This is a genomic window from Streptococcus danieliae (assembly GCF_009767945.1).
GTDB classification, from domain to species: Bacteria; Bacillota; Bacilli; order Lactobacillales; family Streptococcaceae; genus Streptococcus; species Streptococcus danieliae.
The window spans coordinates 1-6,391 of sequence record NZ_WSRS01000096.1 but is presented as its reverse complement, the minus strand read 5'-3'; the positions used below and the strand labels follow the sequence as shown (position 1 = coordinate 6,391).

Annotated in this window: 5 protein-coding genes, 1 other RNA gene and 1 pseudogene; 1 reads left to right on the top strand and 6 read right to left on the bottom strand. The window is 45.7% G+C overall.

All coding sequences use genetic code 11. The features are described 5' to 3' along the window. Positions 1–227: 227 nt before the first annotated feature. Positions 228–325: signal recognition particle sRNA small type (gene ffs, locus E5983_RS08265), an RNA gene on the bottom strand. Between the two features lie 461 nt (positions 326–786). Between ffs and E5983_RS08260 the strand changes: the two genes are divergently transcribed. Beyond that, positions 787–2,286, top strand: coding sequence for an ATP-binding cassette domain-containing protein (locus E5983_RS08260; protein ID WP_202056643.1), 1,500 nt, complete (start codon positions 787–789; stop codon positions 2,284–2,286). Here E5983_RS08260 and E5983_RS08255 read toward each other — a convergent pair. The 5 genes and pseudogenes from E5983_RS08255 to E5983_RS08235 form a co-directional block, all read right to left on the bottom strand. Continuing rightward, entirely contained in the window at positions 2,263–3,129 is an 867-nt protein-coding gene (locus E5983_RS08255) for a hypothetical protein (RefSeq protein WP_160333374.1), read from the bottom strand. The genes E5983_RS08260 and E5983_RS08255 overlap by 24 nt on opposite strands. A 119-nt stretch (positions 3,130–3,248) precedes the next feature. Beyond that, positions 3,249–3,869 carry a V-type ATP synthase subunit D gene (locus E5983_RS08250; protein ID WP_160333373.1) on the bottom strand — a complete coding sequence of 207 codons (621 nt, stop codon included), beginning with the start codon at positions 3,867–3,869 and terminating at the stop codon, positions 3,249–3,251. A 24-nt stretch (positions 3,870–3,893) separates the two neighbouring features. Further along, positions 3,894–5,282, bottom strand: a complete 1,389-nt coding sequence (locus tag E5983_RS08245; protein WP_160333372.1) for a V-type ATP synthase subunit B — start codon at positions 5,280–5,282, stop codon at positions 3,894–3,896. After that, positions 5,282–6,178, bottom strand: a pseudogene (locus E5983_RS08240) (ATP synthase beta subunit C-terminal domain-containing protein); the annotation flags it as partial. The gene E5983_RS08245 and the pseudogene E5983_RS08240, both read right to left, overlap by 1 nt. Positions 6,179–6,182: 4 nt before the next feature. After that, positions 6,183–6,391: transposase (locus E5983_RS08235; RefSeq protein WP_202056640.1), on the bottom strand; the 209-nt coding region annotated here is incomplete at its 5' end.

Genomic DNA, 6,391 nt, shown 5'->3' with positions numbered 1-6,391 from the left:
CCCCCACCACAGGGAAAGCATCTCATAGAAATTCGAAAGAAGCCGGATTCGGATTGACGTTAAAACCATCTCAACACCCTTATTAAAAAGCTAAATAATAAAAGCCTAAAACTGTCAGTTTTCAGGGATTCCACACAACTTGACAAAGAGCCGAAAAAAGTGACGAGGAGACCGTCACTTGATCAGAATCAAAAGAACCCTTTGGAAGCTTAATTCCAAAGGGTTTTTTAACAGCAAAAAAAAGAGCACACAATCTAAATCGCTTAGGGCTGCTGGATTCCTCCCCTGACCCGCTTCACGCAAGATTGTTGCTCCATTGAGTATTATACCATATCTTTTCGGTTTGTCGAGCTTTTTCCCACCATTTCTCTAAACTAGCTTGACACCCTGATTCTGGTCTGCTAAACTGAAACCATCACATTTACAGCGAGGTAAGGAGCCATGAACAACTAGAAGTCCCACCAGTGACAGTTGAGTCATTCAAGAAAGAGAATCAAACCCAACCAAAATCAGTAAGGCTGGGGCATCTTTGCGATTCTTGAATCACTCGAACACTCTGCACTTATTTGGTAGACTTCTAGTAGCTCCTGCTCCAGCCTCTTCTTTTGACAGAGGTGTTTTGATACTCTTTCTAGGTTACACTTACACGAGCTGATATTAACTTGTATGACTAAAGGGAGACAAGCTTATCTGACTGTCCTGTTAAACCAAAAGAGTCCCAGCAGGCCTTCTACAAGCGCTACCAATTAGGTAGCGTTTTTTATCGTGATCAAAAGGAGGATTTTTATGCTGCTAACCATTCAACACCTAAGTATCCATCACCAAAAAGATTTACGGACACTGGTCCAAGACCTCTCGCTCAGAATCCATACAGGAGATAAGGTCGCCATTATTGGAGAGGAGGGGAATGGGAAGTCCAGTTTACTCCAGCTACTCCTTCAAGAGCCTGCCCCTGACCATCTCCTCGTAGAGGGAACCATTCAGAGACACTTCTCTGCGCCCGTCTACCTGCCACAAACCCTACCGAAAGCTCTAGCCGAGCTCAGCCTCAATGACTACTTTTTCGCAGACCCTGACGAGCTGGACTACGGTCTTGTTTATCGCTATGCAGATCAACTAGGCTTTGACAGTCAGCGGCTATCCAGTCTACAAAGCCTGGCTAGCCTGTCTGGCGGTGAGACCCTCAAAATCCAGCTGATTAGAGCTTTAGCTAGTCCTGCTGATATTTTCTTCCTCGATGAACCTTCCAATGATTTAGATTTAGATAGTCTCCTCTGGTTAGAACATTTTGTCGCCACCTGTCCCCAGGCTGTTGTATTTGTCTCCCATGATGAAGATTTTCTCAATCACACCGCCACAAAAATCATTCACTTAGAATCTCTCAAACGCAAACAAGTGGCTAAAACTCAAGTCTGGCAAGGCAACTATCCCGCCTACAAGGAGGATCGAAAACAGCGGTACGGAAAACAAAAACAGCAAGCACAAAATGAACGCAAAGAATTTGAGAAAACCATGGACAAGCATCGACGCCAAAAAGCCCAAGTACGCCATAGTCTAATCAATACCCATGATGCAACAGCTGGACGGCTGGTTGCCAAAAAAATGAAACAGGTTCTAGGTAGGGAAAGGCGGTTTGAGCAACAAAGAGAAGAGCTGACCCAGGCACCCCTAGATGAGGAAGCAATTCAGCTCTTCTTCTCGAATATCCAACCACTACCGGCCAAAAAATCCCTACTCAAGTGGGGAGAATTCACCCTCCCAACAGAAGAACACCTCCATGCCCAAGATAAAATCGGTATTATCGGAGCCAACGGCATCGGCAAATCCACCCTACTCAAGCGTATCTACCAGGAAATGCTGACCAAAACAGACATTCGTCCTGGCTACATGCCCCAACAATACCAGGAAATGCTCCCAGACCTGGAAACCCCACTCCAATTTCTCTGTCCTAGTGGCGATCAGCTACAGGAACAAAAAGCCCTGACCCACCTCGCCCAACTCCAATTCACACGCCAAGAAGTGCATCATGCCATCAGTGACCTATCTGGTGGCCAACAGGCCAAACTGCTACTCCTCAAGCTGGTTTTAGATCAAGCCAATCTCCTTCTCCTAGATGAGCCCAGCCGCAACTTTTCACCGACTTCACAGCCCCAAATCCGGCAACTCTTCCAGAACTATCCTGGAGCCATCATCGCTGTCTCCCATGATCGCCGCTTCTTGCACCAGGTCTGTGACCGTGTCTACCGGCTTACTGAGGCAGGGTTAGTCCCTGTCGACAACTTTTAAATCCGCCATTCTCAAGAGAGCTTTCTGCTCTTGGGTCTGCAATTCCTCTACCATTCGGACATATTCTGCAGGAGCCTCTTGGGTCTGCAATTTTAATTGTTCCAAAAAAATAGGATCAGTCCCTTTTTCCTGGTACAGATTGCCTTGAAAGAAATAGCGCTTACTCTTTTTATCAATGGAAAGAAGAGACGAACGCCACCGGCTCTTCTCAGCAGTCAAGGGCTTCCAGCTAATCTTCAACTGCTGGTCCAAGTAATACCAGCCCAGCAACTGGAGACGACTGGCTGTCCGGCGAAGCGGATCTTGATAGGTACAGGAAAGCGGGAGCGCGTCCTCGCCTTCTTGGATAAAGGGATGAAAGTCTTGAATCCCTAGATATTCTTGAAGAGGCTGAAGGGCAACCCCTTGCTCTTGATCCGAAAACCGGCTAGAATACGCATAACGAAAAGGGTTGTAAACATCTAGCTCCGCTGCTCGACCCTGGGCAATCAGGGACAGCTCCTCCTGCGAATAATAACGGAGAGTCTCTTTTAAACGCGGATCCTGAGCCTCTACTTGCAAAATCTGGATGGTCCCTCGTGCCTTGGGTGGAACCTGCAACATCCCGGTATACAGGCTGGCTTTTTTGAAAATTTTTAGCCGTTGGGGCTGGTCACTATAGCCTTGCTGGGACCGATTTAGCACATAGACCCGCTCGCTCTGGGGATCGAGCTTAAATAGGATCACAAAGGCCAGATTCTTGCGATTCTTATTAATCCGAATCACCGGAGTCTGGTACTGTTGATCATTCTTAAAAAGACTTAAAAACTTTCCTGCTGCTAGTAGTCGAACTTCTTTCATCATAGGTATTAGTATACCACGAGAAAAGGCCAGCAATAATCCTTCTAGGGACTGCTGGCCTTTTCTCATGGCTAGATCGTATCTGCGCCAGAAATCATCCTCCTTGATTCCCAGCCAACAGACTACTTTACTTTCATAATTCTGACAAGATTGGCGCGGTCTGATTCCTCTAACTTCAGCTCAATATAGTGGATTGTTTCCTCTAGATTAGGAATTGTTGCATATTCCAAACCATTGACCCGACGCCGTGTTTTTTCAATTTCATCTGCCATCAGTTGACAAGTTTTCTCAACTTCTGCCAAGCGGAGTAAGGCATCTACATGGCTATCAATCGCTTTAAAGGTCGCATCCATCTCACTATTTGAAGAAAGGTAGCTATAGTCGATCCCTTGTTCTGCATCCCTAGTTGCCTGAACTGTGGGCAACATTTTAGGAACCGTCACACTCATCACATTCTCTTCTTCAATCAACAGGGATACCTGCTTAGAGGGAACCAGAAATAACTCTTCCAGCATCAGTGTGTTGACAGATGATTTAGCCCATACAAAATCTTTCAGACTAGCGGACAAGCTCTGCTCAACTTCCTGCCGTAACCGGTGATTCTCCCGAATCAGACTAATAAAGCGCCGCATCAGCTCATCCCGCTTATCCTTGAGGAGCTTATGTCCCCGTTTTGCTGTCTTTAAACGTTCTTTTAGATTGTTCAACTCCATACGAGTCGGTTTGACATTCAAACGTGCCATTCTTTCGCCTCCCTTTAGATTCGACTATTCGGAAGAAAGCTTGGGAAGATAGAGATCCAACATCTCATCCTTGATTCGCTTCAATTCAGTTCGAGGTAAGATGGACAACAATTTCCATCCCAAATCAAGTGTCTCTTCAATGCTTCGATTTGTGTAAAAACCTTGATCGATATATTCTTTTTCAAAAGCTTTGGTAAAAGTAACATAAAGCTTGTCAACCTCTGAAAGGGCTGAATCCCCTAAAACAACCGCTAGTTCTTCTACCTTTTTCCCTTGGGCATAAGCTGCAAAAAGCTGGTTCATGGTTGCCGCATGGTCCCCACGTGTTTTCCCTTCACCGGCCCCCTTATCCTTCAAACGGGAAAGGGATGGCAGCACATTAATCGGTGGACGGTAACCACTGTTGTATAAATCATGCGACAAAATAATTTGTCCCTCTGTAATATAACCGGTCAAATCCGGAATCGGATGGGTAATATCATCTTCTGGCATGGTCAAAATCGGAATTTGCGTAACCGATCCTTTTTTACCAACCAGACGGCCCGCACGTTCATACAAGGTTGACAAATTTGTATAAAGATAACCCGGATAACCACGACGACCTGGGACTTCACGCCTCGCCGCCGACACCTCACGCAAGGCCTCACAATAGTTGGTCATATCCGTCATAATTACCAGAACATGCATATCCTTTTCGTAAGCTAGATACTCAGCTGCAGTTAGGGCAATCCGTGGCGTTGCAATCCGTTCAATCGCCGGATCATTTGCAAGATTGATAAACAAAACGGATCGTTCAATGGCTCCTGTTTTCCGCAAGTCTTCCATGAAAAATTCCGCTTCTTCAAAGGTAATTCCCATGGCTGCAAAGACAACTGCAAAGTTTTCATCCGAGTTCAAAACAGTGGCCTGACGGGCAATTTGTGCTGCCAACTCATTGTGGGGCAAGCCAGACCCTGAAAACACGGGTAGCTTCTGGCCACGAACCAATGTATTCAAATGATCAATAGCCGAAATTCCGGTTTGAATAAATTCATCTGGATAATCACGTGACACAGGATTAATCGCCTGACCGTCAATATCTAGATACTTTTCCGGAATCAATTCTGGTCCACCATCAATCGGTTTTCCCATCCCATTAAAGATTCGTCCAACCATATCTTCAGATACTGGTAGTTCCAAGGGATGTCCGGCAAAGCGAACTTTTGCTTTCTCAAGATTGATACCACTGGACCCTTCAAACAATTGCACCATCGCCTTATCTTCATGTACCTCTAAGACCTGACCACGACGTGTCTCCCCATTGTGGAGTTGAATATCCACCAACTCATTGTATTGCACCCCTTGGATATCCTCAACAATCATCAGAGGACCAACCACTTCACTGACGGTTCGGTATTCTTTAATTACACCCATTAGGATAGCCCTCCTCTCTCAATAATCCCTTGGATATCGGAATGAATCACTTGTGATAGTTGCTGGATCTCTGCTAAAGACGCTTCAGCGATATACTTACTTCGAGCCATCCTATCCCGAATTGTAACAGTTCCTTCCATTAATTCCTTAAAGTAGGTGCCTAATGCTAAAGCACGATCCCCTTCGTCCGCAAAGGTCAGAATATTGTTCAACATAGCTTCCTGCTTATCAAATGATGTAAAGGTATCAACCGAATCAAAGGCATTTTGTTGCAAGTAATCCTCACGAATCTGCTTGGCAATTTCCATGGTCAAGCGTTCTTGTTCCGACAAGGCCTCAAAACCAACCAGGCGAACAATCTCTTCGAGACTTGATTCCCTTTGCAGATAATTCATCGCTCGGGTCACCTTGCTAGCCCAGTCTGTCTGCTTTTCAGCATCAATATACTTACCAATACTGTCTTGATAGAGAGAATAGGAGGTCAGCCAGTTAATCGCCGGGAAATGACGCCGTTGGGCCAAGGGAGCATCCAAGCCCCAGAAAACTTTCACAATCCGCAGGGTATTCTGCGTCACCGGTTCAGAAATGTCACCTCCCGGCGGTGAGACAGCTCCGATCGCCGTAATCGTTCCCTCACGCGCTGGTAAGCCCAGCACTTGTGACCGCCCCGCTCGTTCATAATACTCAGCAATCCGACTCCCTAGATAGGCGGGATAACCTTCATCACCAGGCATTTCTTCTAGGCGACCGGACATTTCCCGCAGGGCTTCTGCCCAACGTGATGTTGAATCAGCCATAATCGCCACCGAATAGCCCATATCACGGAAATATTCAGCAATGGTAATACCTGTATAAATCGATGCCTCACGCGCAGCCACAGGCATATTGGAGGTGTTATAGTCATTTAGTTTTTAAATAGTATGTTATTGCGTCAGTCAAATCGCCTGTCTTTCTAAGCAATTCTGTCACCGCTTTTTTCAAAATAGCCCAACTGTTCTCAATAGGATTCAGTTCAGGGGAATATGATGGTAAAGGGAGAAAAAAATGACCATTACAAATAGAAAGTTCATCTAAAATCTTCTTAGGATGAAAACTTGCATTGTCCATGA